The sequence below is a fragment of the Paenibacillus sp. FSL R5-0527 genome, assembly GCF_038008055.1.
In the GTDB taxonomy this organism is placed as follows: domain Bacteria; phylum Bacillota; class Bacilli; order Paenibacillales; family Paenibacillaceae; genus Fontibacillus; species Fontibacillus macerans.
In genome coordinates this window covers 3,760,392-3,786,664 of record NZ_JBBOYI010000001.1, presented here as the reverse complement: position 1 = coordinate 3,786,664, position 26,273 = coordinate 3,760,392, and the positions used below count along the sequence as shown (strand labels likewise).

Genomic DNA, 26,273 nt, shown 5'->3' with positions numbered 1-26,273 from the left:
AAGAGAAACTATCTTGCTCAGGCAAAGCGTTTTATCCCTTGATCGAGCCGATCATCATGCCTTTGACGAAATAACGCTGCAAAAACGGGTAGACGAACACGATCGGCAGCGTCGTGACGACCATCGTCGCCAGCTTGATCGACTGCGAGGTCACCGTCTTGGAAATGCCTCCCGGCACTTGGGCCGCCATCTGGTTGGAGCTGGACTGGGCCACGACCCGGTACAAGTAAGTTTGGATCGGCTGCAGGTCCATATTGTTAAGGTAAATGACCCCGGTAAAATAGTCGTTCCATTGATACACGCCGTGGAATAACGCGATCGTCGCCACCACCGGCATGGATACCGGGAGCACCACGCGGAGGAAGATCGCCCAGTCGTTGGCGCCGTCGATTTTCGCGGCTTCTTCAAGCCCGTCGGGGATTTCGCGGAAAAAGGTCATAAAGATGATCAGATCGAAAAAGCTGAACAACGCGGGGATGATGTAGATCAGGAAATTGTCCAGCAGGTGCAAATCCCTCATCAGCAGGTACGTCGGGATCAACCCGCCGCCGAAAAACATCGTGACCGTGCCGAGCAGGATATAAAATTTCCCGCCGATCAAATCTTTGCGGGAGAAAGCGTACGCCACCATCGCCGTGAACAGCACATGCAGCAGCGTCCCGATGAGCGTCTTGGCCACGGTGATGCCCATCGCCAGCATGATGCCGGAGCTTTGGAACACGGCGCCGTAGTTCTCGAAGCTGAACGCGCGGGGCCACCAATAGATCCCGCCGCGCATCCCGTCCATCCCCTCGTTGAGGGAATTGACGAGCACGTACCAGACCGGATAAAGCGTCACGAAGCAGATCAGCAGCATTCCGATATTGTTGCACAGGTCGAAGAAGGCTTCTCCCTTGGTTCTTCTTTTTAGGTTCAGCATGTTCTCAGGGCTCCTTCATGAATGGGTTAGGTCTCACCGGCTAAAACAGGGACGTGTCGTTCAGCTTCTTCGTCACCCGGTTGGCCAGCAGCAGCAGGATGAGCGCGATCACCGATTTGAACAGCCCCACCGCCGTCGAATAGGAATAACGCCCGGACAACATCCCGGTTTGGTAAACGTAGATGTCGATGACGTTGCTGGCGCTTTCGTTCAGCGCGTTGCGCAGCACCAGGATTTGATCGAAGTTGGAGTTCAGCACGCCGCCCACCGCAAGAATGAACAAAATCGAAATCGTCGCCTTGATGGAAGGCAGAGTGATATACCACATTTTCTGAAATCTCCCGGCCCCGTCGATCGTGGCCGCCTCGTACATTTCCGGCGATATGCTCGTGATCGCGGCCAGATAAATGATGGCGGACCAGCCCAGCTCCTTCCAGACATCCGAAGCGACGACGATGCCCCAGAAATAATTCGGCTCGGCCAGATACGAAATCGGCTCTTGAATCAAGTGCAAAGCCAGCAAAAGATCGTTGATAATCCCGACGTCCGACAGCCAGGTGGTCAATATCCCGCCGAGGACGACCCAGGACAGAAAGTGCGGCAGATACGAGATCGTTTGTACCGCCTTTTTGAACCGGACCGAACGCATCTCGTTCAGAAACAACGCGAAGATGATCGGCAGCGGAAATCCGACGATCAGCTTGATCAGGCTGATGCCCAGCGTATTTTTCATCACATTGACGAAATTGTCGTCCTGAAAAAATTCCTTAAAATGATCAAACCCCACCCACGGCGCCTCGGCGATCGACCTCACGATGTTGTACTCCTTAAAAGCGATGATAATGCCGTACATCGGCACGTAGTTGAAGACGATCATCCAGGCGACGCCCAGCAGCGCCATAATTTGAATATGCCTTTGCGCGTACATGCGCCCCCACCGTTTGCCCCATACCGATGGCTGCTTGTTTCTTTCCGGAGCGGCCGCCGGTTCCGTCATCTGCCCTATTTCCATTCCTCTGACCTCCAAGCTGTTCATAAGCTAATTATGTAAGCACTTCCAACTTCCTGTATCCATTGTAAACGGGGGGCAGGGGCAAGGGTAAGGTTTCAGATTTCGTATTGGGGTCTCATTTTTCGGCTAAAAAAAGAATGACGATCCGGAGTTACCGTTTCGTCATTCTCTGGTTTCCTATTGTTCTTCCGCCAGCACGCTCATGATGATTATGTCGCTGTATCTTCCGTTTTTGAACTCTTTTTGCCTTAGCCGTCCTTCTTCCTTAAAGCCACAGCTGAGATAACAACGGTAAGCCCGTTCGTTAAAATCAAGAACCTCCAGCTCCAGCCGGTTCAGGTTCAGCCGTTCGAACACGAACCGTTTCATCAGTTCGATCGCTTCCCGGCCATACCCTTGTCCCAGCAGTTCCTTGCGTCCGATAACGATGCCGAGTACGGCCGAACGGTTTTGCCAGTCGATTTTGTGCAGATCGATTTGACCGATGTACTCCAGCGTATCTTTTTCGGCAATGACAAAGCCTTTGCTCCCGGTTTTCCCTTCCATCGTCATTTTCAGAAAAGATTCGCTCTCGTGAAGCGTATGCGGAAATGTAAAAATACCGCTCAGCGTGCCGGTGATTTCCTCATCGTTCACCCATTGCCGGATATAAGGCAGATCCTCCATCCGGTACTCCCTCAACGTGATCCGGTTTCCGTGAATATGCGGCATACTCCAAACCTTCTTTCTTCCCGAACATTAAGTAAACTGGGCATAGATCATAATTCCAATATAAGGGACCACCCAGAGCAGGGGGAGCATATTCCACCATACCGAGCGCTTCCATTTGCCTTTGGCGAAAAAATACCAGCTTAATATAAGGGCAAGCAGCAGCCCGCCGGGATAAGCCTCAAGGTAATATAAAAAGCTCCTCATCCCCCTGTCGCCAGCCGAGCCGGGCGAATCGGACAGAAACGCGGAAATGCCCAGCACGACGAGCCAAACGGCCATAAACAACACATATACGATCTGCGACAAGATGAGAAAAAGCATCGTTTTCCGTTTGGCCATCCCTCGCCACCCTTTCCAAGGTTCTTATCCGCAAACCTAATCGAACCAAACCTCGTTCGGCTGATGCCGCAAAGCAAACAGGCGCCCGATCTGCTCCAAGGTGTTTCTTTCCGTTGACAACGGCGGCAGTTCGTCCTCCCCGAAAAAGCCGACCTGCAGCGTCTCCATCCCGGCTTCCGCCCGGCCTCCGACCTGCTCGCATAAAATAAACATCTTATATACATGCCAAGGCTCCGGGGGATGCTGATGGAATTTTTTGTCCAACACGGCCAGCAAGCGGACCGGCACGACATCCAGCCCCGACTCTTCCTTCACCTCTTTGACGGCGACCTCTTTCGGCGACAGTCCGATGTCGGCCCAGCCGCCGGGCAGAGCCCACGCCCCGTCGATCCGCTCCTTAACGAGCAGGATCCGATCGTCCTGGAACACCACGCCGCGGACGTCCACCTTTGGGGTCGCATACCCGGTTTCAGCGGCAAACAGCGACCGGATCTTCTCCGTCTCCACCTCGGTGTAGCGGTTCATGATGTCCACGCTGAGGTCTCGCAGCATTTCAAAGCGCTCAAGGTCGTACATATCTTTGGAATAAGCCAAGCCCGCCTGGCTAATCGCCTGGATCTGCTTCGCCCACTCCAGCCAAAGCGGCTGCGGTACATGCTCCGACATTGCCAATCGCTTCCTTTCTGGCCGGCCCGCGCCGGCGAATCAAATTTTCTTCACGTATTTGGCCAGCGTCATGCGGTAGCTGAATTCCACTTTTTCGCTCTCTTCGGTAAATGCAAACCCGTTTGATTTATAAAATAAAGTGCCGATTCCGTTTTCCCGTTCGCACCAAGCAAATATCTCCTTTAGGGACGCATTAAGACGGATCAATTCGCCAAGCAACGCCTTGCCGATTCCTTTCCTTTGATGTTCTTTCAAAATATACAATCGGGTCAACTCGCTTTCCCCGTTCACGGGATCGCTCAATTGTCCGAATCCGACAATTTCCCCAGCCAGCTCAGCGACCAAAAACTTTCGGGCCGGGTCCGCTTCATCCCGGGTAATGCTGTGCTCCAGGCTGCTTTTCGAATAGGCGTGATTCAGGAATGTGGCGATAAAATGCTCCGGATAAATCGTTTCATAAGTGCTGTTCCAGGTTTCGACCGCAACCTCGCGAATTCCGTCGATATCATTTAGCCGTGCCGGACGGATCTGCAATGCCTCCATCTGCTTCAATCCTTTCTCTGTAAATAACTTGACCCAGCCGACAGATAAGCCTATCTCCAGCCGGGTCGTTGCTCCTTACGCCTTAACCTGTGTTTACAAAACTATGATACACTGCCGCCTACGGTAAACGCTACCCCAAACCAGGTGAAATCAATGAAACATTCTCACTATGTAATCAACGAAACCCTGCCTGATTTTTTCCCCTTCAAAAATGCGTTCAAGCACCCTGTCCTCTTTGTATAAGATTTCCATACCAGCGAACAAACTGTCGGGTTCCTGCGGATCGTAATAGGAATGAATCACCGGCAAGTCATCGTCAAATTGCTCATATTCATGATTTCCCAGATGAGGACCTTGACCGCAGCGGAAATCATTCGTGGTGAGAAAGTTAACGAACATAAGGCCCCCGGGCATCAGCACCCGCTTCATTTCCTGCAAAGCTTGTTCGACATCCTTTTTACGCATATGAAATATCGTGTTATAGGAATAAACAAACCCCATCGAATCATCGGCAAATTCCAACCGTCTCATATCCCCCTGGCGGATGTTCAACTCCAGCCCTCTTTGTTTGGCGTATTCGCCGGCAATTTCGCATTGCTTCGGGTCAACATCTATACCGTAAGTCGTGTAACCATAGGAGCGGAACAAACTTAAGGGCGGCATATCGCCCCCTGCCCCGCAATCCAGTATTCGCCTTGGCATCTCCGTCTCCTGACAGTACATTAAAAACCGGTATAAGGGAATTTGTTTGAAGATATCCTGCATTTTTCAAAAGGCCTCCTTATGGACTTTTTCTATTTCACTATCCTTCTCCCTAACTCATGCCCAAGCAGAATGCATGGGGCAAGAATGATCCCGACGGGAACGCTTAACAAGATCTCCCCCCAGGTAACCCATTTTTCGGCGAGCAGCCGAGTGAAGAGATAAATGGTATAGGGAAGCACGACCAATACCGCGGTTACGACGCCCGGGGTATATCTTTTCAAATAAAGGGACTGCCCGAGATGCGTAAACACATGCAAAAAAAATAAGGTGTTAAACGCCAAAAACATGAAAAAGCGGCCTTTCTCCGCAGCTATGTACGTAAAAGGAATAAAGATGATGAATTCCATGAGGACCGCCACGGCAAATTGGCTGCTGGTCAACCGCGACATTTTTTCGAACGTTGGCCTAACGCCGGCCGGCAGCAAAGGCGCAACCTGGCGCGCGTTTCTTTTCATCCACGGCTCCACCCAAATAATTTCTTCCAAATCATGAATGACAAAAGCGACGATAAACAACCATACCAACGTTTGAAGACTCATCGCATCCATATGTAGACTCCTTTCTGGCACAAAAAAAGCCGCAAAGCATAGCACGACACCTACTATATCATTTGCAGCTAGATTGTTCTATGAGATTGTTGGATGCAAAGGAAACCGGCGATTAGCCGGCCGCCACTTGGTTAATTCGGTTTGTCCGGACGTTTGTCGGCGGACTGATCCGGGGTAGCGACTTCTTCGGAGGCTTCCATTTGCGCCAGCGGGACACGAAGCCGGCCCGTTTGACCCGCGGCGTTGCCAGTGTATTTCCTTCTCAAGCCCAGCGCTCGCCGTCCCGCAAGTCTCGTTTTCAGATAATACATTCCCGAGAGTAAAGCAACCAGCACGAGGCCGATGACGAGGCCGGTGCCCTGTCCCGGAATAAACGGCATGCTGACGATAATCGCGATCATGGCGATCAGCCCCGCCCAGGAAGTATAAGGATATCCGGGGAGCTGGCAGACGGCCTCCGGGGAACAAGGGGTGTGCCGGCGCCACTTGTAGTGGGAAGCAAGGATTACGAAATAGGAAAACAGGAGCGAAAATCCCCCCAGGCTGAGCAGAAACAGATATACCTGCTGCGGCAGCAGGTAGCCGAGGCCTAAACCGGCCAGCATAGCCGCACCCGAAAAAAGAATCCCCCGGTAAGGAACATCCGTTTTGTCTTTTAACCAATTGGGAGCGTGCCCCTCCGCCGCCAGGGAACGAATCATCCGGCCAAGCCCGAACATCGCGGCCAGCATGGTGGACAAAATCGCGGTGATCATGACGATGTTCATCAGCGTGCTGGCCCAGCCCATTCCCCAGCGGGTTAACGCAAGCACTAGCGGGCTTTCGTCAGCGGTGATCCCTCCGGTCGGAAACAGCGGCAAAATCACCGCGATCGACGCGACGTAAAGCCCGATCAGGCTGATTAATGTCAGGTTAATGGCGCGCGGGATCGTTTTTCGCGGTTCGCGAACCTCCGAGGCGGCCAGCCCGATCACTTCAAAGCCGGCGTAGGTGAGAACGACCGTGAGCATACTGCCGGCAATGCCCGCGATTCCGCCGGGAAGCCACGGTTCGGCTCGCAGTTCACCGGCCCCCACGGCGGGTATGCCGGGCATCAAGCCCGCAATGATCGCCAGGCCGATCGCGATAAAACCGGCAATGGCGATCAGCTTGATCGCCGCCAGCCCGCTTTCCAGGTTGCTTAAATATTTAGCGCCCAACAAATTGAGCAAGGTAACGGCAACAACGATCACTGTCCCGGTAAACCCCGGGGAAAGATTAGGAAACCACACCCGCAGAAACGTCGATGCCGCGATCGATTCGCTGGACATCGCAAAAATCAACCCGATCCAGTACACCCAGCCGGTGACGAACCCGGCCCCCGCCCCAAAACTTCTTTCGGCATAGGTCCGGAACGAGCCGGAGACCGGATCGGCTACCGTCATTTCCGATAAAGCGTACAAAATAATATAAACCAATGCTCCGCCGATGATATAAGCAATGAGAATCGAGGGCCCCGCCGCTTTGATTCCTACCCCGGAACCGAGGAAAAAAGAACCTCCGACCACCGTGCCAAGCGCCATCATCGTTAAATGAAAGGTCGATATACCGGCCTTAACTTCACCCGTCTTTGCCATGATAACTCCCTCCAGTATCTGACTTAAGATCACTGGAAGTATTTGCGAATTGCAGCAAAAGTATGTTTGCGGCCGGCCCCGGGATGTTACGCGCCTCTTTTGGCCGTCTCGGCGTCCTTTTCTCCCTCGCTCCGCCACCGCTTTGCGTACGTCTGGATTAAATCCAAAAACTCCGCGAGCGCCGGAGATCTCCACTTTTTTTGATGATAAGCAAGCTGTGTGGCCACGCGCTGCGATTCGTCGTCCCAGTTCAGCTTGACCAGCTTTCCCTCACGCAGCTCGCTGCGGACGGCAATCAGCGGCAGGAACGATAAACCCAGGCCGGAAATGACGCACTGCTTGATCGCTTCAATGCTCCAAAACTCGAGGTTCGGGTCGGGAAAAACGCCGTGGCTGTTCAAATAATGCTCAAACAACGTCCGGTAAGAGCAGCCGCTTTCGGTATGCAAAATCGTTTGATCTTTCAGGTCCGCAGGCTGGACCTCCTTCTTCGTTTGCAGCGGATGATCGGCTGGCGCCACCAGGGCCATCGGCTCCTGGACGAGCGTCTCGATATGCAGGTCCCGGTCCTCCACCTCCGGCTGCAGCAGAAAAGCGACATCGAGTTCCCCCGTGCGCACCCGCTCCCTTAATTCCAAGCATTGTCCCGGCTGCAAAACGATCTGCACCTCCGGATACCGGAGGCGGAAATCGCGAATTATCTCCGGCAAGCGAAAAGCGGCCAGCGATTCAGGGGCCCCGATTTTCAGGGAACCGGTCACCTCCGCCTCCGCATGCAGGGCATCCTTGGCCATGGAGTGGATTTTGGCGATCTCCTGCGCATACGGCAGCAGCCGGCGCCCGGCATCGGTCAGAATAATTTTTTTGCCGATCCGGTCGAACAAAGGCAGGCCCAGCTCGGACTCCAGTGCCTGGATTTGCGCCGTAATGCTGGATTGCGCATAGTCCAGCTTTTGCGCTGCGCGGGTGAAGCTGCCGGCTTCCACCACGGTCAAAAACGTAAATAAATGGCGGGATTCCATCGCCCAAATCTCCTTCCATCGAAAAATCGAATAGATTATATTCAATAATTCTGTTTTTCCTATGGATCGATTATCTGATACGCTTATAAAAAACGCAAGGAAAGCAGGATGACATCAATGCACGAAAACGCAAACTCACCTAAACTCAAGCAGGGCATCGGCCTGCCGCAGGCCATCGCCCTTTATATCGGCTCCGTGCTGGGCTCGGGCGTGCTGATCGTTCCCGGACTGGCGGCCGAACTGGCCGGTCCGGCCTCGCTGCTGGCCTGGGGATTCATGGTCTTGCTGATTTTGCCGATGGCTTTGTCCATGGGCTTGCTGTCCGCCAAATATCCGAATGCCGGAGGCGTTTCCCACTTCGTTACGCTCGCTTACGGAAAGCGGGCCGGGACGCTGGTCGGCTGGTTTTTTCTGATGTCGGTGCCGATCGGCGCGCCCGTGGCCGCCTTAACCGGAGCCGGCTATCTGACCGCCGCGCTGGGCTGGGGCGAAGGGGCCAAAATCGCCGTAGCCGCGGTCATGCTGGCCGCTGCGCTGTTCACCAACTGGATCGGCATGCAGCTTGCCGGCAAAATCCAAATCGCCGTCGTGATCGCGATCGCGGCCGTGCTGGTTTTTTCCTTTGCGGCGGCAATGCCGCGGATGGAGAGCGCCCACTTTACTCCGTTTCTGCCGCACGGCTGGCTTAGCGTCGGTCAAGCGGCTTCCATGCTGTTCTGGTGTTTTATCGGCTGGGAGGCCGTGTCGCATATGTCCGAAGAGTTTAAGGATCCGCAAAAAGCGGCGATCAAAGGTGTGACCGCCGCCGCGATCATCGTAGGCATTTTGTATTTCCTATCCGCGTTGGCCACGGTCGGCACGCAAAGCTATTTAAAGGGCGGTTCGGATTCTTCGATGGTGTGGATCATCAGCCAGCCGCTTGGCGCTTGGGGCGGAATCGTCGCCGGGGTGACCGGGTTGTTCATTTGCATGGCCGGCATGATCGCTTACACCGGCGCGGCCGCCCGCGTCGCTTATGCGATGGCGCGGGAAGGAAACGCGCCCAAATGGTGGCGCGGCCTTTCGCCCCGGTTTCATACGCCGGTTGGGGCGCTGTTCTTCCTCGCCTTCTGCTTTGCGGTGGTGATCCTGCTTTATGGCAGCGGCGTGCTTTCATTAGCCACGTTGATCCAGTTCCCGAACGCCACGTTCATTTTGACGTATATGGGCGGGTGCGCGGCCGGCATCAAGCTTCTCAAAGGCAGCCGTGCCGGTGTTATCATCAGTTGGATTTCCTTTATCGCCACAGCCGTTGTCTTTCCTTTCACCGGTTGGGCAATGCTGTATCCGCTGCTGATCGCGCTGCTGTTCCTGGCCATCGGGCTGCGTATCGGCCGGCGTAAAGAAACTACATTGGAGCACTAGAAATTGAAAAGAGGCCTTCCGGCGATGGCGATCATCCCATCCCGGCAGGCCTCTTTTTCTCGTCAGGCTTGCTTAAATCTGTCCTTCATCAAAATAAGTAACCTCCACGCCTTTGGCGACAATGGAACTGATTCCTTCCGGATAATAAGGCATCAGTTCATCCGCCTGCTTCACGTCGACCCAGGCGATGTCCAATATTTCCTCCGGCCGGGTAATTTCCTGTCTGCCGCCCTTAATTTCAGCGCGAAAGGTCAGCAGTACGACGTGCTCCATTTTTTCCGTATGCACGAATTCATTGACGGCGACAACGCCAAACACGTCAACATCCAACCCGGTTTCTTCCTTCGCTTCCCGGATCGCCGCCAGCTGAAGCGTTTCGCCCGTTTCCACCGCGCCTCCCGGCAGGGTCCAGGCTTCATTTTCGTTTTTCACCATCAGAACTTGCGTCTTCGCCTCGTTTGTGATCAACAGGTACACGACATCCGTTCGTTTCATAACAGGCCAACTTTCCTCGAATTTATGGCTCAACCTGGAAATCGGTGCTTGACCGCCGGCTACTGGAAGGGCAAACCTTAGGCTACTGGAACGAAAACCATTGGCTACCTGAACGACCAACCGTCGGCCATCAAAATAGCGGCATTTTATGGTCTTATGATTCCGGAGCCAGGCATATTCATCCCATTAGCGACATTTTTTGTCCTTATTTTCCTAAGAATGGTCCAGAACGCGGGCATTTTCTTGCGATTGGGGAAAATAGCGACATAAAATTCCTCTATTTCTCTAGGAATGGGGGAATCATCGGAATAACTCCCTTTTTTGTTTCCCGGCCTTCCAAATGCTCAGGCAGCACCTCGTGCTTACATTCCGGGCAGACATCGTTAATCAGTACCACCCGCGCTCCACACCACGGACATTGAATCATGTTAGCCTCCTTCCGGGGAATGAGCTAAAACATCTTGCCCATATAATACTCGTCGACGTATTTTCCGTCCATCCATATGGAATTTTTTTTCGTCCCTTCGATTTCAAACCCCATCTTTTTGTACAGCGCGATGGCAGTCTCATTCGGCACCATGACCGTAAGTTCGAACTTCGTGATGCCGGAACCGGAATGAATTCGCCAAGCCTCGGCAGCTTGAAAAAGAGCCGTTCCGACACCTTTTCCCGTGTAGTCCTTCAAAATGCCGATTACGATGTGACCGAGATGCTTTATCTTGTTGGCACCTCCACCGTTCACTGCCAGATAGCCGACCAACTCACCGTTATCTTCAGCCACGATGATCGTGGAATTGGACGATTCGGTGATTGAACGAATCCGTTCTTGATGCGCCTCAGCGGACGTTTTGCGTTCTCCCGGTTCCAACAGCATAAATTTCGTTTCCTGATCCAGCTTCAAACATAAGTTCAAATGCCGCTCGGCGTCCTCTTCCCTAATTTCCCGATAGGTAATCAATTTGTATGGGCCTCCATTTGTGTTTGACTCAAAATTTTAGACATGATCAAATTTTGGCTTTCAAACGCAGCAACCGTTTTCCCCGCTTCGATTCCGAAATGGTATATTTTCAAGTGTCCGCTTACCTCACCGGGAAATGATAAATATGCTGCAGGCCTTTGGGGCCCATCTTGGTTAAGCCGCGATCTTCAAAGCCCGCCCCGGCATAGAGCTTCTGTGCGGCGTAATTTTGATGGTTGACGGCCAGCACGATCTCATCCGCTTCCGGAAAATGCTCCCGCACAAACGAAGGCAGCCGCAGCATTGCCGCTTTGGCGTAGCCTTTTCCCTGGTGCTTGAAATCGACCGATAGCGCGCGCAGCAGCAGGGCCCGCGGATTCCCGACCAGGGGGACGAACTCCGAATTCCGATGCAGCACGAAAAATCCGGCCAGCGTTGTCCCGCCCACCAAAATAACTACCGGACAGCGGTCAGGGTCGTTTACGGACATGTCCAGCGCCTCAGAGGGCAAGGCGGTAAATTCGGCCTGATTTTCGGGAAGCTCAAAGCGTTCTAGCGCCTCAAGGTATTTTTCATCGTATAAACTAAGACTGATTGCTTGATTTGGCTGGTTCATATTCAACTCCGTCTGGCTCCACTTTGATTTGAACGGACGTAACACGTTCCCAATAATTATACTCTATTTGAGGGAGTTTGGACTCAACGTAAACGTCTGCGCCAGCATTTCGTGAACCCCGGGCAAACCCTCGATTTCCACGCTTTCGGAGGTTTCCGTATAAACGATCGCATGCTGCTTGTAGAAACTCCGCCAGAACGCTACGGCTGCGGCATTGTTCTTAAGCTGCTCTACCCTTACCCGTCCCGAGAACCGCCCCATGACTTCCGCCACCGCCGTTTGCGCGATCTGCCGGCCCCGGTATTTTTTCAGCAAAAACAACTCCTGTATGGTGTAATCGATCTCGTCAGGAACAAACGGTGGCGCACAGACGAGGGCAAAACCAGCCACTTTGCCGGAACATTGTATAAAGTAGGGGAACAATTCTTTGCGCTCCAAATACAAATCATTGTTCGACGTATCGAATCTTCCGTCTTCCGCCGGGTCCTCGCCCGTAAATGCGGATAAATCGTATAAATACAGGTTATACAGGTTCAGAAAAAGTTTTCTATGCTCGGGCAGAATTTCCGATATGCGGACATCCATAGGGCGGCCCTCCTCCCATCCTCGATTTTAACGGCGATTACCTTCCCCGCTTTTCGTACAGGTAAATATCCAAGGCCTCGATTCCCCGGCGGGCGAGCTTGATAAACAAGACAAGGGCATAAATCCCTAAACAAGCAACTACAATATACACCAGCAGCATCAATACAGGTAAAATCTCGAACATACCAAAGCTTGGTCCTACGACATTCATCCTTGGATCACCCTCCATCTAAAGGTTTACTGAATAACTATATTCTCGGTATCTTTCTAAATACCTTTCATGCGTGCTCCCCCCGAAATCGCACGAAATGCAAAAGTGCAGTTGAATTTGACCAATATCCCCCGCCCAGGTTGATGAAGTGCAAAAATGCAGTTCATTTTCTATAAATCTACTAATTTCTACCATTTATCTTCCAAACAGCTGCACTTTTGCATCTCATGGGTTCAAATAAGCGAATATTTCGAAAATAAGCTGCACTTTTGCATTTGACCCTACCAAGAGGAGCTACTCTCTATAAAAAAAACGGCCTGCCCCAGGAAAACGGACAGACCAGCCATTAGGAATTCATTATTTGCGTTGCCCCAACTGCTTTACGCCCCCGCAACAAGCTCGGGAATTTGCTCCAGGCGCTGTATCTCATAGGTCGGCCGGACACCGGAAGCATTCGGCTGCTGCCGCGGATTAAACCAGCAGGTATCGATCCCGTAATCCGCTCCGCCCCGGATATCCGAGCTTAACGAATCGCCGACCATTAACACCCGGGTTTTGTCCGTAAGCCGCAGTTTGTCGAACGCATAATCAAAAATGCCCCGCTGCGGCTTATGAAAGCCCGTTTCCTCGGAGACGATAATCGCTTCAAAGCAGCCGGCCAGCTCCGAGCCTTGAATCCGGCTCATTTGTACCTCTTTGATGCCGTTCGTGATGATCGCCAATCGAAGGCCCGAATCGATCAAATCCCGGCAGACCTGAGCGGCCCCTTCCACCAAAAAAGAAGCTTTCCCCAAGAACTGCGTATACAGTCCGCTAAACGGGCCGACTCCGCAGCCAACGGTAAGGTCCAGTTCGCGGAACAGACGTTCAAACCGCTCCGTTCTAAGCTTGTCCTGGCCGATTTTCCCCTGTTCGTATTCGGTCCAAAGTTGCTTATTAATCGTCTTATACGCTTGAGCCACTTCGTCCGTGCAGGTAATCCCTTCATGCATTAACGCCTCGCTTAACGCAAATGCTTCCGCCTTCGAGAAATCGAGCAGCGTTTCATCCGCGTCAAACAAGATGTGCGTATACTTCAAAAGCTAGTCCTCCTCTTTACCGGAACGTACAATTCGACCTTTGCCTTACCCTCGGGATCGTCCGCGGGATTGTTCATGCTGAACTCCAGACAATGCCTGTCGTCCGGGTCGTATTCGCTATTCGGCAGCCACCCGCCAAAAATACTTTGATACAAAATCGCAAATTTATCCAGCGTATCGTAAAAATAAAACATCGCATAAAGTCCCCCCGGCAGCGTCCTGAACTGCACTTCGGGCGGAGCGTCTTCCCGGTTCAGCGAGTCCGGCACGGTTACGCAGGCATCGTAACGGCAGGCGAATTCTTCCGTGGCGGCCGGATCGTCCAGTGAAATCCCGATAAAAGCTTGCTCCGGCGGAAACAGCCCGTTTTGTCCCGCCCACTCGCCCAGCTTCGCCCAAGCCTTATACGTCTCCAGATAACTGCCGACATGCCTCACATAAGCCACTTCAAAAGCGGGCAATTCCTTCATCATTACGTTCATTTGCCAAACCCTCCTCAAAAAATTATGATTCCTATTTGAATCATACAGGGAGGCAGCGGGTTCAGCTTCCTGGTTATTGCGGGAAGATAATGAAAAATTGCGGTCCTTTTGCCGCTCCCGGCGAACTTCACTTGGCGTTTTGGCAAAATGCCTCTTGAACGCGGCGTTGAAATTCGAGGCCGATTCAAACCCGCACAACGCGGAAATTTCCAGCACCGTTTTATCGGTTTCCAGCAAGTAAGCCAACGCTTGGTTTAACCGCAGACGGTTCATATATGCCATGGGCGTCGCCCCCGTCACCGCCGCAAACACCCGCGAAAAGTGATATTTGGAGAAATGGGATACCTCGGCCAATTGCTCCAGGCTCAGCTTTTCACCTAAATTTTGCAACATATACGCCTTTACGCTTTCGATCCGGTCCAGGTAATCGCTCATGCGCTCGCTCCGTTCCAATGGGCCGGACGGACAAATTTCGGCGGCAGCTTGGTGCTTCCGTCGCCTTTTGCCGCATTCAGCTGCATTTGGGTCAAAAAAAGGCAACTCGACAGGTCCGCACCGCGCAGATCGGCATCGCGCAAATCCGCTCCGATCAAATCGGCCATGCGAAGGTTGGCATCCCTGAGATCGGCGGCGATCAGGTAGGCCCCTCTCAGGTTCGCTCCCCGCAAATCCGCCCCTTTGAGCTTGGCGCCGATCAGGTCCGCGCCGCGCCCGTAGGTTTTGCGGCGGCGGCCCGCCGTATCCTTAAGCCCGCGAAGCGCGGCGCTCCGTACCTGCTCGCTGATCTCCAGCAGCAGCGCATTCACCTTCACGCGCTGTTCCCCCGCATCCGCTTGTTGGAGTTCGGCCGGACTCAAACGGGTGAGCCGTTCCGTATCGTCATAAGCCATGCGAAGCCGCTCATGAAGCGAACCGGCCGGCTCCAGCGCCAACGCTTCGTCCAAATACCAAAGCAGCTCGTGAAGCTGCCACATCACCGGGAACAGTTCATACATCAGCGCCGCGGACTCCGGGGCTTCCCGCCAACTGATTCCGCCGAAGGTTACCTGCGATATTTTCTGCCCCGCCCCAAAGCAGTCGTAAACCGTGCAGCCCCGATACCCCCGCTGCCGCAGGCTGTCATGGACGCCGCAGCGGAAGTCGTCCCGCAAATTGGAGCAGGGCTGCCCCGCCGCTTTATCGGCCGCAAAATCGACCGACGCCGCATAAGGCAGCGCCACACAACACAGGCCAAAGCAATGCTCGCAGTCGGCTTGCAGATCAGCTCTGGTCCTGCCTTGCGGCTGCTCTTTATGAAGTTGCTCTCCGGACATTTTCCAATCTCCCCCCACTGGTTTCAGGTTTATCTTAAATAACAGCCGCTGTTTATATCAAACGTCGCTCCGGTATAATGCCTTGCTTTTTCGGACAACAAAAAGATCACGGTATGGGCCACGTCCTCCGCCGTCAACGGCTGGTTTATCAATTGATGGCTGACATACTCCCGCTTCCGCCATTCCGGAATACGCTCCATCATCGCCGTGTCCACCATGGTAGGCGCGACCGCGTTGACGCGGACATAAGGCGCAAAATTCATGGCGCAGCTTTTGGTAAGCCCCATAATGGCCGCTTTCGAAAGTCCATAAACGGCGTCTGAGCTTCCTTCCAGGCCGGAGACGGAGGACATGTTGACGATAACCCCCTGCTTACGCTGCTCAAACATCCGTTTTCCGAAAAATTGCGAAAAATACACGGCGCCTTTAATATTCACATCCAGTACGCTGTCGATTTCCTCTTGCTTATAATCCAGGATGTTTTTTCCAAGGTAAATTCCCGCATTATTCACTAACCCGTCGGCGTCGCCATGCTCTCTATCCAAAGCCGCAAACAGCGCGGCCGCTTCGTCATAATGGCGTACATTCACCTTATACGTAAACAAGTTCGGGGAATCGGCAGTCTGCGCCAACTCGTGCAGCCGCTCCTTATTTAAATCGCACGCGATGACGGAGGCTCCTTCCCGTAAGCATTGCAAGGCAATTTCCTTGCCGATGCCGGAGGCAGCACCGGTGACGATAATTTTCTGTGTCGATAACATGGTCGTTCTCCTTTGTTCAGCTTTTCCGGGCCTGCAGTTTCACGCTTTGGCGTCGATTTTTTCCCGCAAAGAGGCCTCGTTCAGACCGTTTCGGGTAAAAGCAAACTTTCGGCCGGTCGCGGCCTGAACGCGGTCCAGCACCTGGCCCAGGTGATACCCCGTATGTTCGGCCAAATGATACAACTGGTGAACCTGCTCTTGATCGAGAGCCTGTTCGCGGCTTAAGTATTTCATCATCAGCAGCTTCCAATCATCCAGCTGGGCTTCGAACAAAGCAAGCAGCTCTTCGGCTGTCTGTCCATTAGCCGGAAAGTAGTTCTCGAAACCGGGCTGTAATTGCCGCTCTAAATTTTGCAGCCTTAGGCAGCTTCTGGCGATATGCTCGCACACATGCAAAACAATCCCTCCCAGCGTATTTCCCGCCGGGTAAGGTTCGCGCCATAGAATTTCCCGTTCCACCCCTTCCAGGGCGATTTTTAACTTTGGCCAGTACATGTCGCACATTCGGTGGTACGTAATTTTCAAAAAAAGTTCCTCAAACTCTCCATGCTCCACGCCGTTCATCTCCCGCGGATTTTTTTTAGGGCCATCCGAAAAATTCCCGATCCAGCATGCCCATGACAAACAACTACAAAGTTAAAAAGTAATGATAAAATTCCGTATCCTTGATATATCCGCTTGTTTCGTAAAGCCGCTGGGCCCGCTCATTGGCGATGGCCGTGGACAGCTCCAGTCCTTTGGCGTTCGTCTGCAGCGCATAAGTTCTAGCCGCTTCCAGCATCAGCTTCCCCGCCCCCTGTTTGCGGTACTCCTCCCGCACGTAAAGATCGTTGAGAACCCATAAACGCTTCATCGATATCGAAGAAAAGGACGGATACAGCTGCGTGAACCCGACCGGCGTTTGATCAGCCTCATCGAGAGCCAGAAATACAACGGATTCATTCCGGGACAGCCGTTCCGACAAAAACCGTGTGGCCCCCTCCATATCGGAAGCTTGCTCATAAAAGATACGATACTCGTTAAACAATGCAGCCAATGCCTCCAAGTCCTCCGGACCGGCTTGTTTGATTGAAATAGGGGTGTTCATAAGATATTCTCCTTATTAATGTATAATACAGCTTTATGGTCTTTGCTTTGATCTGTCCTTATGTCCACGGCTCATCATCCATTCGCAGATTTTATATACTCCCAAGCCCAGCCCAAAACCTAACGTATTTAAGATAAAATCGTCTACGTCAAAGCTTCCTCTTTTTAATAGAAGCTGGAGCGACTCCAACACAAAAACGCCGATTATAAAAACGGCCCATGACCTTCTCTGGTTGCCCCGAAAAACGAGCGGCAGCAGGATGCCAAACGGAACGAAGACGCCGATATTTCCAATCAAATTGACCAGCCAGATTCCGGACATAAAATCATACGAGTGAAGATAAAGGCGGATCGTGGAGAAAGGCTTGAGATTATACATGTACGTATTATGGGATGCTCTGCCGAATCCAAAAAGCATCCAGTAGATTAATAGCAGCGAATAACCGATGAGCATAATGATTGCCTTGCCGCGCACGGATCTCATCAATGCCACGATCATCCCCCCTCAGAATTCCTTTGCAAGCTCCTTCATCTTCGCAAACAGCAGTTCGTAATATTGGGGCGTATTGGGCGTGAAGTCGCCAAGGGACCATGATTTCGTCAAGCTGCTCGACGCTCCGTTCGCTTCGTCTATGAGGAGACCGTCCGAGGAAAGAAACTTAGTTTCCCCGCTGAGCAATCGCCGGAAATCGCTAAGCCGCACCCAAAACAGCCCGGAAATCTCCTCCGCTTGGATGCGGTAGTCTTTCAGATCGCGGCCATACTCGTAAATAAACACATGATTAAATTCCCGGTCGATTAACTGAGGCGATACGATGTGCTCCTGGGCCACCATGCCGCAATAGGTCAATTCGTCAATCGCCACCGCGATCCCAAGCTCCTCTTCCAGTTCGCGCACACCGTCCCGCACGTCCTCCCCTGCTTGCAAATGTCCGGCGCAGGAAATATCCAGCAGTGAAGGAAACACGTCTTTGTTTTTGTGGCGCAACTGAAACAGCAGATAAGCTCCTTCCGTGGTCCGCTTCCAGATCCAGCAATGAAACGTCTGGTGCCACAATCCCTTGGCATGGACAACGCTGCGGGCTTCCTTGCCTATCTTGATCCGATCCGGCGTAAAAACGTCAAAATATTCGGTTTCGTTCATGTGGTTTCTCCTTTTGTTCCATTATAACCGAAACTTTTCCCGAATGGCCTTTGCGGTTTCTTCCGGACTTAGGAATGTATTGTTGATTTTCATAAAGTTTTCTGTCTGGATCTCGCCCTCGTAAGAGTTCAGCCTGTATTTTTCCATGGTTTTCAACAAATCTTGCTCGGAACGTTCAATGTTTCTTTTCGTAGGTTTATGCTGCAACCGGTGCGGATCCTTGTTTCGTTCCAGCCTTGCGGCCAAATCCGCTTCAAGCTCGACCCAATACACCTCGGCGCCTCTGGATTCGAACAAACCGCTGATTTGCCGAACGTAATCCCAATCCTCCTGCAGATTAAACGCCCACACATAGGTAAAAATCAACCCCGGAAGCTCGCTTTTCGACACTTCTGCAAATATTTCCCGGCGGAACAAGCTGACCAGTCTTTTTCCGGCCGGCGTACCGTAGTCAAAGAAATTAGAGACCAAATCTATGGTCATATGATTATGGAACAATTTCAGTCCCGTGATTTTCGCCAGCTCCTGTCCGACGGTCATCTTGCCCACCGCCTGCGGCCCGAACAAAACGATGAATTTCATAGCTTTCCCTCCTACCTCATTCCCATGATTATACATCCATTTTCTGAATTCTATAAATCGATTTTGGAAAATATGAAAAAATTAGTTGTAAAATGTAATTTCATACCTTATAATGGAAATAACTTCATTGATAGCGCTACCATTTGGCATCTAAGATTGCCGGGCACGAAATTAGCAAGTCAAACTACTAAAAGGAGTGAAAAAAAATGTTGAAGCTTGGTAAACCTCTCTACCTGTTTCTGCTGTTCACTCTCATCTTGTCTTTCTTCCCCGCCGCAGCTCCCAGCGCTTCCGCCGCAACCGATTGGAAACTCGTTTGGAGCGACGAATTTAACGGCTCCTCGCTGAATACGGCCAACTGGACCGCCGAAATCGGTACCGGCAGCGGAGGCTGGGGAAATAATGAGCTGCAGTATTACACCAACCGGCCGCAGAACCTGCAGGTGACGGGCGGCAATCTGGTCATCACGGCACAGAAAGAATCCTATGGCGGCATGAATTACACTTCGGCCCGGATCAAAACCCAAGGGCTGCAAAACTTTACTTACGGCAAAGTGGAAGCCAGAATCAAACTTCCCTCTGGACAAGGGCTGTGGCCGGCATTTTGGATGCTGGGTTCCAACATTTCCACGGTCGTCTGGCCTTATTGCGGGGAAATCGATATTATGGAACGGGTTAACCACAATCCGTTCGTAAACGGCACCGTACATTGGGATGCGGGCGGGCATGCGGATTATGGACGGACATCCGGGAACCTGGACTTTTCCCAATATCATACGTACAGCATCGAGTGGGACTCCAAATACATTCGCTGGTTCGTGGACGGCAATCAATTCAATGAATTTTATATCGAAAATGGGACCGGGAACACCGAGGAATTCCAAAAGCCGTTTTTCATTCTGCTGAATCTTGCGGTCGGCGGCAATTGGCCCGGAAGTCCGGACGGCTCGACGCCATTCCCGTCGCAAATGCTGGTCGACTATGTGCGGGTATATCAAGCCTCGAACAGTTCATCCAACATTGAAAGCGGCGCCGTTTATACTTTGACCTCTAAAGCCAGCGGCAAAGTGCTGGACGTGACGGACGTCTCCATGGCGGACGGGGCCAAAATGCAGCAGTGGACCAATTACACCGCAACCAACCAGCGCTTCAAGGTGGAGCATATGGGCAACGGTTATTATAAGCTGACGGCGATGCACAGCGGCAAGGTGCTGGATGTGCCGAGCTCAAGCACGGCCAGCGGCGTGCAGCTGCAGCAGTGGAACGATAACGGAACCGATGCCCAGCGGTGGAAAATTGTCGATGTAGGCGGAGGCTACTATAAGCTGGTCTCCAAAGTCAGCGGCCTGGTCATGGACGTGTCCAGCGCCTCTACGGCGGACGGCGCGGCGGTTCAGCAATACACCGACAACGGAACGGATGCGCAGAAATGGTTGTTTACGAAAGTGAACTAAAACTAAGCGGCATATGATCGAACGACAAACGGGAAACCCGGGAGCGTTGAGCGGCGGGTTTCCCGTTGCTGCTTCATAACAGCTAACAGCTCCATCACCAACACTTCCCCCCCGCCTTCCATTTTATCGTGCGATCCAGCTTGTTCTGACGTAGCCGATTTTCATGCCGGCCCGCTCCATGTTTCTGTGGCTTTGCGATAAAAAAGCGCACTGGCCGACGGCCAGCTTGCAGCCCTGGCGGGATGCCTCCGCAATCCGCCGATGCAACAGCCTTTGCTGCAAGCCACGATTCCGGAATTGCGGCAAAGTGGCCGCAAAAGTGAACGATGCTATGCCGCCCTTGATATACATTACGCCGGCGGCGGCAGGCTCCTCCTTCACATAGGCCAAATAAAAATTCCAGCCGGGCCTGCCATAAAGCACCTTGTTATTTTCGGCGACATACGGAATGCCATCGTCCGACAACCCCGTTCCCCGGCAATGAATCATGGCATAAGTCATAAACTCGTCTTCCTGAAGTTCTTTAACGGTGATTCCATCCATCTCGTCAATATGGGGGGTTTGGAGCTCTGAGAGGTATAAAGAGGTGTGAAATCCCGATTGAAAAAATCTGCGTTCGGCCAAACGGGCAAGTATATTCTGATCCACAAGCGACGGGACGAGTTCAAATTGGGGGGTTCGTCCTCTCGATTGGTAAAACTCGAGGATCGGGTCGATGAATTCCGCGTCCGCAGCGGTTAATCCTTTTACGGTATTAAAAGAAGGCCAGGGCATGGTCCGGCTGTAAATGCACAAGGCGTTGCCGAACCGGCGGAGTTCAACTCCTTCCGGATTGCCCGGCCTGTGTTGAATGGCCAACATGCGATCATACATATAGTCGTTTTCAGATGAAACGATTTGTTGGATTAAAGCTTCTGACGGCAAATTGGGCATGTCCCACCTCGCAAAAAATATATTGGCGATAGAAATATCATTTTTCCCTTTTATGGCAGCACAGCGTCCAGATAACGGGAGGTCATCCCATCTCGCAAAATTTCCATATATAATTCGTCGTAAGCTTTTCCGTTAACGAGATAGCTCTGGCTTCTTCTGCCAAAGAGGCGGAACCCGGCTTTTTCGTAACACTTGATGGCCGGCTCGTTAAACTCGAAAACCCGAAGCATGATGTTGTTTAAGTTTAGTATTTTAAAACCGTATTCGCACAGCAGCTTGATGGCTTCCGCCCCGTAGCCCATACCTCTCTGCCGATCTTCGCCGATAAAAATTCCGAGCTCCGCGACTCTGCGAACCTGATCGATGGCAAACAAGGAGCAATTCCCGATCAGTTCGTCATTATTTTTCAACACGACCGCAAAATTTTGCCCTTCCCGGGCCATATTTTCGAGCACGCTTTGTTCCCGCGGCAAACTGAACACTTCAGCGGGAGAACCTATTTTCAAAGACAAAGATAAGTTATTGATCCACTTCGTGTATGTTTCGATATCCTCCGGATTCACCGGGGACAAATACAGCCTGTCCGCTTCCATTTTTTTGAAATACTTCATCTTCCGTCGCTCCTTATTTAAGTCATTCTGCAGGGATACGGTTGTACCTTCGGCTTCAATCATAAGGCACGTAATGCTTTAGATCGGTTTTGGTAATCCCCTTCTCTTGCCCTTCTTTGGTCAGTCTGTAGTTGAACTGCAGCACCTCATTGTGCGCAAAATAAACATATTCGACGTAAGGCTCATCCTTAAAGGTCACTACCGCGTAAAAAGCCGGCATTTTGATCCCCCATACGCCTTTAACCGACTTGATATCCGACTTTGCATAATGTTGTTCTTCGAGGAGATAATGGGTTACTCTTTGGGCATAGATGATTTTGTTGGCCTGAACATACACAAAAGGCGTTGCGACCAACATAATCAAAAGGACGGCCAACCCCGTTTTAAACTTTTTTCTGATAGGAATCATTCCTTTGTTTTTAGAACCTTCTATCGAAATACTTCTTAAAAAACGCTCTGATGTATCCTTCAAATTCGGAGTTAGGTTTATAGTAGACGCCTTGGATGAGGTTTGGAATAAACCGGAACCGTTTCATAATACACAAACCGCTCCTCAAAGACGGATGAAGACCTAATTTTCTGGCTTAAAACTTTTTGACAAAATCATCTTCATCCTAACCCGTTCAGCTTTCCAGCGCGATGATATTGCGCCGAGAAAAACTGCAACCGCCAGGCTTGCAACCGCCAGGCTGTCTGAAAAACTCCAGCGAGAAAAACATAAAGGCAAAAAATGCCGTTATTCCAGCGATATCCGTCCATTTGGGAGAGATAGAGACAATTTATGTTGCTATTTTCTCGAACCGCAAGGAAATACCCGCGCTTCGGACCATTCATAGGAAAATAAGTACAAAATATGCCGCTAATGGGAACCAGCATGATCATTTCCCGATAATAGGTACATAAAGTGCCGCTAATTTGAGGTCCTGCCGACCGGTTGATCCTACCGACGTTTGCTCTTGACGTTGGTCCTACCGACGGTTGGTCCTACCGACGTTTGCTCTTGACGTTGGTCCTACCGACGGTTGGTCCTACCGATGGTTGCTCCTACCGACGGTTGGTCCTGCCACAGTTGGTCTGTCCTGCCGACGGTTGCTCCTACCGACGGTTGGTCCTGCCAACGGTTTCTCCTGCCGAAGGTTGATTCTGCCACGGTTGCTCCCGCCGACAGTTGGTTGGCCGTTTCCGGTAGCCGGCTGTCAAACGCCGATTTCTGGGCGGGGCCGGGTTTCCTGTCTATTCCCTCCGCAAAATGAACTCCCCGGTCACCGCGTCGATAAAAGCGAGGCGGCGCTTTTCCCCCCGGCGGTTCGCCGCCGCAGGATCGGATTGATACACGAGCCGGTATTCCGGCGCCTCCTGATCACGATCCAGAAACCACTTTAGACGAAGTTTCAGCTGCCCGGCATATAACTCGAAGGCCTGTTCGGGCGTAATCGCCGGATGGAATCGCCTTGAAGCGAGAGCCTCGATCATCTCATAAGAAGTCCCCATATACATGCAAACGGTCCCGGTCGAAGTGCACACGCTGATCGTTACCCGTTCGAGATGAAGGGCGATGCCGCCGATATAAACCGGCAGGTAAAAAAATTCCCTGGACCGCTCCTCTTCCCTCTCGTCCTCGGCATCCATTTGCAGTTGGAGATACTTCGTATAATCCGGGAAAACCATCCGCAAAAACCGTTCCGCCACTTCCCAGCACTCGGCTCGGCTGAACACGGGACTTCCTTCCTCGCCACAGCCCGTATGGTGATAACCAACCAGCCGTCCCGTCGATTTTTCCACCTGCACCATAATCGAAGTTTTGCGGAATAAGCGCAGCTTGTCCCCCCATTTTCGCTCCATATAACCTTCCGCCGACAGGGGATCCCGTTCAACCTCCTCTTCCTCTTGCGTCTTAAGTTGATAGATCCGTGTGATTCTTTCCTCATCGTCCGAACATTTTTCCAGGACATACCGGTTCATATCGATACCCAGCCGCTGCTCCCAGGACTCTTCCGAAAGAGGCGCCTCTTTCGTTATGTCCTCACTCGAAGATAGCGGACGGCTCGGCGGCAAAACATAATGATCAGGTCCGAACAGGTCGCGGCCGGTGGCCGCGTCGATCAGGATGTGGTCCGGCTCCGGCTCATAAACAAGGCGGTATTCGGATTCGCTGCCTTTCATTTCATAGATGGAAGGATGCAGGTTTAAAATAATGGGTTTCATCCGCAGACGTTGCTTGTGGTCCTCTAAAACTTGCGCTTCAGGCGCGATCGCCTCCGGCCGGCCCGGTATAGGAATCGTCTTGTCCAACCGTCCTTCCAGCCGATAACGGGTGACGTTGAAGCGGTGATCCACCGTCAGCTCGCACCCCGTTTCCGGGAGCGGCAAGCCCAAAGCTTCCTGGCGATAGGCGAACGTATACGGAATTCGTCTTTTCATCGTTTCGCAGAAGGTCAGTTTGCCAGGCTCGGGATGATATTCGGCTACAAAGGCATCCGCAGCCTTTTTCGCCAGCTTAAGCTTATCTTCATCCGCCAAAAGGCTTGCGGTTTCCGCCCCGTTATCCCCCTCCGGCCCGTTTATGCTTAACCGGGTAAGAACTCCCGTGGCGATATCCAGGGAGACTTCAATTTGCTGCTCCTCATCGCCGGGATCCTCCCAAATAAAACACCGTTCCCGCTCTTCCTCCTGAGGGATGCTGTCCTCCATCTCCAGCCGGTAATGCGGGGGGATTGTGACAATGGTTTGCGCGATTTGGCGAAATTGATTGAAATCAATGCCCATGAGTGTGGCTTCCTCCCTTACTTCAAGCGTTTCAGTTCATCGTCGGTAAAGTTTTTGACGGCCTTGTCTTGCGAAAATTTTGTCTTATTATATTGATTGGAGCGGTTTCTTGGGATGGACAAGCTGTCCCAGTCCGATTTCTTCAGAATCTTGGCGGCATATATGATCTGCCCGACATGGTAAGGGTAGTGCGCCAGCTGCCTGTTGATCGCCTCCATAACGGTGTGGCCTTCATTGCGGATATAAACAATTTTCGTCAATTGATCCGGCCGGACGGAACGAATGGCGCTGAGCAAGCAATCCCAGCCTTCGTTCCATTTTTGCAGCAGTTCCTCTTGGCTACGGATATCATTTTCAAACTCGGCATCGCGGTTGCGCCAAGGTTTCTCCCCGTCGGACGTAAGAAAATCGGTCCAGCGCGAAAGCATGTTTCCCCACAGGTGCTTTACGATCGTGGCAATGCTGTTGGAATCCTCGTTAAAAGCGGCGAACCATTGGTCCGGTTCCAATTGAGCCATCGCCTTTTCTCCCAGCGTTTTATAGTAAAGAAATTGCTTCTCTACGCTTTCCAGATAGATTTGATTCACGTCCATGGGATGTTCCTCCTTCTTTTCCTTCCAGAATTTGCATATATCTTAACATAGATACCTGCTCCTGGGAAATACGATTCCGAAACGGATCAAACGGTTCTCGGCATCTGCTTTCGCCGGTATCCAGATCTACAGCTTTATGGCTTTTAACGCTTGTATCAATTCGGTGATGGAATGGGTTAGCATGCCATTCGGATCTTGCTGCAAATCGCCAAAGTTTCCGTATTCCGTGTCAATCCATTCAACCGCCCCCGTTTGATTGTTGAAAACGAGCAAAATTTCGCCGATATTCGCATAAATGGAACCGATCCAGATCCGCTGCCCAAAGTCATTTCCGCCGGTCCATGCGGTGTAGTTATACATGAGCTGTTCACTCATTGTCTGGCTTGGGTCCAATCCTTGAAGCGCGATATGGAGCTTAAATTCTTTATTGAATTCAAACCAGTTTTCCCATTGATCCGTGGGCGGTACCTGGGACTCATCGATAACCCCTTCCAGCTCCACAAAATAAAAACTCCCGTAATATTCTTGCAGTTCCGGATGAAGCGTAAACCCCAGCTCCCGCTCGGCCGCCGAAAAATCAACTTGTTCCGTATTTACTTGATAGGCGCCTGGATAATGTTGTTGCAGAAAGTGTTGAAGTGTCTCTTTGAGCATCATATATAGCTCCTTTATTCGCCGGATAATCCCAGTATAGCATGCTTTATAGGCATGCTCTGCCATAAAACGAATCGCTGCTCAATTCACGTTGGAAATATCCAATAGAATTTGGAGCCTACCTCCAAATAGCAGGGTTGATTGGATTTTTCCAATAGATTTACCCCAACATTGAAAAAAAGAGCCTGACCGAGCAAATCTATTGGATATTTCCAATCAGACAGCCGATTCAGCAGTTTCTAAGGCTAATCTATTGGATTTTTCCAATCAGCCAAACCGCATCCCCGCATACCGGCATCCCCGCATCCCCCACCAACACCCAAGACAAGCCCGCTTTAAAGGACGATATACGGATATTTTCCTTTGCAAATATTGCCGCTACAATGAGAAAAAATCGGCGGGTGC

32 protein-coding genes are annotated in these 26,273 nt (G+C 51.8%); 2 read left to right on the top strand and 30 right to left on the bottom strand.

Features of this window, described 5'->3' with window-relative positions; all coding sequences use genetic code 11:
* Positions 1–31: 31 nt before the first annotated feature.
* From NYE69_RS16605 to NYE69_RS16560, 10 genes are all read right to left on the bottom strand, one after another.
* Positions 32–919, bottom strand: coding sequence for a carbohydrate ABC transporter permease (locus tag NYE69_RS16605; RefSeq protein ID WP_328273084.1), 888 nt, complete (start codon positions 917–919; stop codon positions 32–34).
* A 40-nt stretch (positions 920–959) separates the two neighbouring features.
* Complete coding sequence (locus tag NYE69_RS16600) at positions 960–1,916, bottom strand: ABC transporter permease (RefSeq protein ID WP_412761766.1); 957 nt, start codon at positions 1,914–1,916, stop codon at positions 960–962.
* 192 nt (positions 1,917–2,108) lie between these two features.
* Positions 2,109–2,642 carry a GNAT family N-acetyltransferase gene (locus NYE69_RS16595; RefSeq protein ID WP_251588775.1) on the bottom strand — a complete coding sequence of 178 codons (534 nt, stop codon included), beginning with the start codon at positions 2,640–2,642 and terminating at the stop codon, positions 2,109–2,111.
* Between the two features lie 27 nt (positions 2,643–2,669).
* On the bottom strand, positions 2,670–2,981 hold the full coding sequence (locus NYE69_RS16590) for a hypothetical protein (RefSeq protein WP_328273086.1): 312 nt from the start codon (positions 2,979–2,981) through the stop codon (positions 2,670–2,672).
* A 36-nt stretch (positions 2,982–3,017) separates the two neighbouring features.
* Positions 3,018–3,647 (bottom strand): NUDIX hydrolase, encoded by a 630-nt coding sequence (locus tag NYE69_RS16585; RefSeq protein WP_328273087.1) that lies wholly within the window; start codon positions 3,645–3,647, stop codon positions 3,018–3,020.
* A gap of 39 nt (positions 3,648–3,686) precedes the next feature.
* Positions 3,687–4,190, bottom strand: coding sequence for a GNAT family N-acetyltransferase (locus NYE69_RS16580; protein WP_328273088.1), 504 nt, complete (start codon positions 4,188–4,190; stop codon positions 3,687–3,689).
* Positions 4,191–4,340: 150 nt separating this feature from the next.
* On the bottom strand, positions 4,341–4,955 hold the full coding sequence (locus NYE69_RS16575; RefSeq protein ID WP_328273089.1) for a class I SAM-dependent methyltransferase: 615 nt from the start codon (positions 4,953–4,955) through the stop codon (positions 4,341–4,343).
* Positions 4,956–4,984: 29 nt separating this feature from the next.
* Positions 4,985–5,503 (bottom strand): HXXEE domain-containing protein, encoded by a 519-nt coding sequence (locus tag NYE69_RS16570; RefSeq protein WP_328273090.1) that lies wholly within the window; start codon positions 5,501–5,503, stop codon positions 4,985–4,987.
* Between the two features lie 131 nt (positions 5,504–5,634).
* Positions 5,635–7,119: an amino acid permease gene (locus tag NYE69_RS16565; RefSeq protein WP_328273091.1), complete on the bottom strand. Its 1,485-nt coding sequence runs from the start codon at positions 7,117–7,119 to the stop codon at positions 5,635–5,637.
* 86 nt (positions 7,120–7,205) lie between these two features.
* Positions 7,206–8,141 carry a LysR family transcriptional regulator gene (locus NYE69_RS16560; protein WP_328273092.1) on the bottom strand — a complete coding sequence of 312 codons (936 nt, stop codon included), beginning with the start codon at positions 8,139–8,141 and terminating at the stop codon, positions 7,206–7,208.
* Between the two features lie 108 nt (positions 8,142–8,249).
* Between NYE69_RS16560 and NYE69_RS16555 the strand changes: the two genes are divergently transcribed.
* On the top strand, positions 8,250–9,545 hold the full coding sequence (locus tag NYE69_RS16555) for an APC family permease (RefSeq protein WP_430115191.1): 1,296 nt from the start codon (positions 8,250–8,252) through the stop codon (positions 9,543–9,545).
* A 72-nt stretch (positions 9,546–9,617) separates the two neighbouring features.
* On the opposite strand, the gene NYE69_RS16550 is transcribed toward NYE69_RS16555, so the two are convergent.
* The 14 genes from NYE69_RS16550 to NYE69_RS16485 all read right to left on the bottom strand — a co-directional run bounded on the left by NYE69_RS16550 (position 9,618) and on the right by NYE69_RS16485 (position 18,857).
* On the bottom strand, positions 9,618–10,040 hold the full coding sequence (locus NYE69_RS16550) for an NUDIX hydrolase (protein WP_328272221.1): 423 nt from the start codon (positions 10,038–10,040) through the stop codon (positions 9,618–9,620).
* Positions 10,041–10,491: 451 nt separating this feature from the next.
* Complete coding sequence (locus NYE69_RS16545; protein ID WP_340927076.1) at positions 10,492–10,998, bottom strand: GNAT family N-acetyltransferase; 507 nt, start codon at positions 10,996–10,998, stop codon at positions 10,492–10,494.
* 121 nt (positions 10,999–11,119) lie between these two features.
* On the bottom strand, positions 11,120–11,614 hold the full coding sequence (locus NYE69_RS16540; RefSeq protein ID WP_340927075.1) for a GNAT family N-acetyltransferase: 495 nt from the start codon (positions 11,612–11,614) through the stop codon (positions 11,120–11,122).
* Between the two features lie 63 nt (positions 11,615–11,677).
* A complete protein-coding gene (locus NYE69_RS16535) occupies positions 11,678–12,199 on the bottom strand; it encodes a GNAT family N-acetyltransferase (protein ID WP_328272225.1) in 522 nt (173 codons plus the stop codon).
* A 37-nt stretch (positions 12,200–12,236) separates the two neighbouring features.
* A complete protein-coding gene (locus NYE69_RS16530) occupies positions 12,237–12,410 on the bottom strand; it encodes a hypothetical protein (RefSeq protein WP_328272226.1) in 174 nt (57 codons plus the stop codon).
* Between the two features lie 380 nt (positions 12,411–12,790).
* Positions 12,791–13,489 carry a YjjG family noncanonical pyrimidine nucleotidase gene (locus tag NYE69_RS16525; RefSeq protein WP_328272227.1) on the bottom strand — a complete coding sequence of 233 codons (699 nt, stop codon included), beginning with the start codon at positions 13,487–13,489 and terminating at the stop codon, positions 12,791–12,793.
* A complete protein-coding gene (locus tag NYE69_RS16520; protein ID WP_328272228.1) occupies positions 13,486–14,406 on the bottom strand; it encodes an AraC family transcriptional regulator in 921 nt (306 codons plus the stop codon). The genes NYE69_RS16525 and NYE69_RS16520 overlap by 4 nt, the downstream gene beginning before the upstream one ends.
* Positions 14,403–15,284 carry a pentapeptide repeat-containing protein gene (locus NYE69_RS16515; RefSeq protein ID WP_340927074.1) on the bottom strand — a complete coding sequence of 294 codons (882 nt, stop codon included), beginning with the start codon at positions 15,282–15,284 and terminating at the stop codon, positions 14,403–14,405. The genes NYE69_RS16520 and NYE69_RS16515 overlap by 4 nt, the downstream gene beginning before the upstream one ends.
* A gap of 29 nt (positions 15,285–15,313) precedes the next feature.
* Entirely contained in the window at positions 15,314–16,045 is a 732-nt protein-coding gene (locus NYE69_RS16510; protein ID WP_328271262.1) for an SDR family NAD(P)-dependent oxidoreductase, read from the bottom strand.
* A 39-nt stretch (positions 16,046–16,084) separates the two neighbouring features.
* Positions 16,085–16,600, bottom strand: coding sequence for a hypothetical protein (locus NYE69_RS16505; protein WP_328271261.1), 516 nt, complete (start codon positions 16,598–16,600; stop codon positions 16,085–16,087).
* Positions 16,601–16,673: 73 nt separating this feature from the next.
* Complete coding sequence (locus tag NYE69_RS16500; RefSeq protein ID WP_328271260.1) at positions 16,674–17,132, bottom strand: GNAT family N-acetyltransferase; 459 nt, start codon at positions 17,130–17,132, stop codon at positions 16,674–16,676.
* A gap of 33 nt (positions 17,133–17,165) precedes the next feature.
* Positions 17,166–17,615: a VanZ family protein gene (locus tag NYE69_RS16495; protein ID WP_328271264.1), complete on the bottom strand. Its 450-nt coding sequence runs from the start codon at positions 17,613–17,615 to the stop codon at positions 17,166–17,168.
* 21 nt (positions 17,616–17,636) lie between these two features.
* Entirely contained in the window at positions 17,637–18,275 is a 639-nt protein-coding gene (locus tag NYE69_RS16490) for an NUDIX hydrolase (RefSeq protein ID WP_328271259.1), read from the bottom strand.
* A gap of 21 nt (positions 18,276–18,296) precedes the next feature.
* Entirely contained in the window at positions 18,297–18,857 is a 561-nt protein-coding gene (locus NYE69_RS16485; protein ID WP_328271258.1) for an AAA family ATPase, read from the bottom strand.
* Between the two features lie 206 nt (positions 18,858–19,063).
* Between NYE69_RS16485 and NYE69_RS16480 the strand changes: the two genes are divergently transcribed.
* Entirely contained in the window at positions 19,064–20,311 is a 1,248-nt protein-coding gene (locus tag NYE69_RS16480) for an RICIN domain-containing protein (protein ID WP_328271257.1), read from the top strand.
* Between the two features lie 123 nt (positions 20,312–20,434).
* Here NYE69_RS16480 and NYE69_RS16475 read toward each other — a convergent pair whose 3' ends face one another.
* The 6 genes from NYE69_RS16475 to NYE69_RS16450 all read right to left on the bottom strand — a co-directional run bounded on the left by NYE69_RS16475 (position 20,435) and on the right by NYE69_RS16450 (position 25,871).
* On the bottom strand, positions 20,435–21,244 hold the full coding sequence (locus tag NYE69_RS16475) for a GNAT family N-acetyltransferase (protein ID WP_328271256.1): 810 nt from the start codon (positions 21,242–21,244) through the stop codon (positions 20,435–20,437).
* A 50-nt stretch (positions 21,245–21,294) separates the two neighbouring features.
* On the bottom strand, positions 21,295–21,855 hold the full coding sequence (locus NYE69_RS16470; protein WP_036623799.1) for a GNAT family N-acetyltransferase: 561 nt from the start codon (positions 21,853–21,855) through the stop codon (positions 21,295–21,297).
* A gap of 55 nt (positions 21,856–21,910) precedes the next feature.
* A complete protein-coding gene (locus NYE69_RS16465) occupies positions 21,911–22,264 on the bottom strand; it encodes a DUF3139 domain-containing protein (RefSeq protein WP_340927072.1) in 354 nt (117 codons plus the stop codon).
* 824 nt (positions 22,265–23,088) lie between these two features.
* The gene (locus tag NYE69_RS16460; RefSeq protein ID WP_124332901.1) at positions 23,089–24,621 is read right to left on the bottom strand and encodes a YcdB/YcdC domain-containing protein; all 1,533 of its coding nucleotides are present in this window, start codon (positions 24,619–24,621) and stop codon (positions 23,089–23,091) included.
* Between the two features lie 17 nt (positions 24,622–24,638).
* Positions 24,639–25,214 carry a DUF1572 family protein gene (locus tag NYE69_RS16455; protein ID WP_124332900.1) on the bottom strand — a complete coding sequence of 192 codons (576 nt, stop codon included), beginning with the start codon at positions 25,212–25,214 and terminating at the stop codon, positions 24,639–24,641.
* Positions 25,215–25,340: 126 nt separating this feature from the next.
* Positions 25,341–25,871: a hypothetical protein gene (locus NYE69_RS16450; RefSeq protein ID WP_340927068.1), complete on the bottom strand. Its 531-nt coding sequence runs from the start codon at positions 25,869–25,871 to the stop codon at positions 25,341–25,343.
* Positions 25,872–26,273: the final 402 nt, after the last annotated feature.